We start from the raw sequence: 2,863 nt of genomic DNA, 5'->3' as shown, positions 1-2,863 counted from the left end.
ACCACACCCCACTGGCCCACCTACCACAACCACCAACAACGCCACCGCATCCCCCTCCCCACCTACCCCTTCCAACACAAGCACTACTGGCTGGACCGGAAGGGCGCCACGCCTCAGGCCGCCGGCCATGCCACGATGCGCCGCGACGACGTCACGCGGTGGTTCTACGCGCCGTCCTGGCAGCGGGAAGCCCTGCTCGCCGGGGAGCAGCCGGACGCCACGCGGCACTGGCTCGTCTTTGCCGACGCCGTGGGAGTGGGAGAGGCAGTGGCCGGGCGGCTGCGGGCCACCGGTGCCGTGGTCACCGTGGTGGAGGCGGCCGGCGCCTGGGCCGACCGAGGGGATGGCCGCTACGCCATCGACGCGGGTAACGGCTCCGACTATGAGCGGCTGATCGACACCCTGCGGAACGGCGCCGCCGACGCGCCCACCCGCATCGTCCACAGCTGGAACGTCACCGCACCGGGTGACGAGGGCGGCCTCCGGCACGGTTTCGAGAGCCTGATCCTCCTGGCCCAGGCCCTCACCCGGCATGCGGACAGCGAGCCGCGCCGGATCTGGGTGCTCAGCAACGGCCTGCACAACATCACCGGCGCCGAGGTTCTCTCGCCGCTGAAGGCCACCCTGCTGGGGCCGTGCCGTGTGCTGCCCCGCGAGCTCCCGGGCACCACCTGCCGCAGCGTCGACCTCGATTACGGCGCCGCTCCCACCGAGCGGGAGCTGGTTCGCCTGATGGCCGAGCTGGCCGCCGAGCCGGAGCGGGGACCGGAGACGGTGGCGCACCGCGGCGGCCACCGCTGGTCCCAGCACTTCGTGCAGCAGCCGCTGCCGCGCGGCGACCGGTCGCCAGTGGTGCGCAAGGGTGGCGTCTACCTGGTCACCGGCGGCACCGGCGGCCTGGGGCTGGCCCTCGCCGGGCACCTTGCTGCGGCCGGGGCACGGATCACACTCACCTCGCGCACCGGGCTGCCCGACGCCGCGGAGTGGGACGAGTGGCTCGCCCGCAATCCCGGAAGGAGCCGGCTGTCCGACGTAGTACGCGAGCTGGTGCGCCTCCGCGACGCGGGAGCGGAGCTCCTCGTGTGCCAGGCCGACGTGAGCGACCGGGTGGCGATGGACGAGGCCGTCCGGCAGACCGTTGAGCGCTGGGGCGGCATCAACGGCGCCTTCCACATGGCGGGTGTCCCCAGTGGGGGCCTAATCCAGCTCAAGGACCTCCAGGTGGCAGCCGAGGTCCTGCTCCCGAAGGTGCGCGGGACCCTGGTGCTGGAGGAGGCGCTGGCAGGGCAGGAACTGGACTTCCTGATCTTGTTCGGATCGAACGGCGCCAACATGGGCAGTGCCGGCCAGGTCGACTACTGCGCCGCCAACTGCTTCCTCGACGCCTTCGCCCAGGACCGCGGCCGCACCCGGCGGGTGATCGCGATCGACTGGGGTCCCTGGCGCGAGGTCGGCATGGCGGCCGACGCCGCGGCCCCCTTCGCCGACCAGGTGGACCGGCGTGCCATGTCTCCCTCCGAGGGGCTGCGGGCCCTCGACACCATCCTGGCGGGGATGTCGGAACCACAGGTCGTCGTGTCGCCGGCCGAGCTGTCGGCGCTCTTCGAGAACGCCTTCTCGGTGGAGCAGGACACGGTTGCCGAGCCTCGCGGCGCCGTGCACGAGCGCCCGGACATCCTGACCGAGTTCGTGGCGCCGCGCACCGACGCCGAGCGCACGATCTGCAAGGTCTGGCAGGAGTTGCTGGGCATCGACAAGGTCGGCATCCAGGACAGCTTCTTCGATCTGGGCGGGAACTCTCTGATCGCGATCCAGGTGGTGAGCACCGTCAGCGCCCAGCTCGGCGCGAGGCTCGCCCTCGGCGACCTGTACGAGGGGCTGACGGTGTCGCACCTGGCCGCCGTGGCGGAGAAGCCCGTGGAGCAGACACCGCGGAACAGCCTCAAGACTCTTGAGGAACGTAGAGACAAGATGCAGCAGCGCCGACGCCAGCAGCAACGGCGTCGGACGGCAAGGGGCGAATGATGACTACTGAGTTCACGGACCTCCCGGAACGGGACGGTGTTGCGATCGTCGGGATGGCGGGGCGCTTCCCCGGCGCGGGGGACCTGGCGGAGTTCTGGTCGAACCTGCGCGACGGTATGGAGTCGATCCTTCCGCTCACCGACGAGGAACTGGCGGCGGCCGGGGTGCCGGCCGAGGAATTCGGCAGCCCCCACTACGTCAAGGCCGTGCCCAAGTTCGAGGGCATGGGCCTGTTCGATGCGGAGTTCTTCGGGTATACCGCCCGCGAGGCAAAGATCATGGACCCGCAACACCGGCTCTTCCTGGAGACCGCCTGGCAGGCGCTGGAGCACTCCGGCCATGACGCCGCCCGGTACGAGGGCAGCATCGGCGTGTTCGGCGGTGCCAGTACCACCGCCTATCTGAGGAACATCCTCGGCAATCTGGAGCGGGGGGAGGCGATCAAGGGCGAGAACGTCGGCCTGGGCTTCGAGCTCGCCTTCCTGACGAGCCGGGTGTCGTACAAGCTCGACCTGCGGGGGCCGAGCTTCCCGGTCCAGACCGCCTGCTCCAGCTCGCTGGTGGCGCTCCACTCCGCCTGTCAGAGCCTGCTCAACTACGAGTGCGACGTGGCCCTGTCCGGGGCGGTCTCCTACAAGGTGCAGGAGAACACCGGCTACCCCTACCAGGAGGGGGCCTTCCTTTCACCGGACGGGCACGTCCGCCCGTTCGACGCGGATGCCCGGGGCACGGTCTTCGGCAACGGCGTCGGCATGGTGGTGCTGAAGCGGGTGGAGGACGCGCTGGCGGACGGCGACACCATCCACGCCGTGATCAGGGGTTCGGCCATCAACAACGA

The 2,863-nt window shown here is 70.4% G+C and carries 2 protein-coding genes; both read left to right on the top strand.

What is annotated here, in order from left to right; genetic code table 11:
* Positions 1 to 2,025, top strand: a 2,025-nt coding sequence (locus ACFYPN_RS33675; RefSeq protein ID WP_389303710.1) for an SDR family NAD(P)-dependent oxidoreductase, incomplete at its 5' end; no start/stop codon positions are given.
* Positions 2,025 to 2,863: polyketide synthase (locus ACFYPN_RS33670; RefSeq protein WP_358766319.1), on the top strand; the 839-nt coding region annotated here is incomplete at its 3' end. The genes ACFYPN_RS33675 and ACFYPN_RS33670, both read left to right, overlap by 1 nt.

This window comes from Streptomyces sp. NPDC005576 (genome assembly GCF_042871745.1).
Classification (GTDB): domain Bacteria; phylum Actinomycetota; class Actinomycetes; order Streptomycetales; family Streptomycetaceae; genus Streptomyces.
This window is presented reverse-complemented; position numbering and strand designations above follow the sequence as displayed.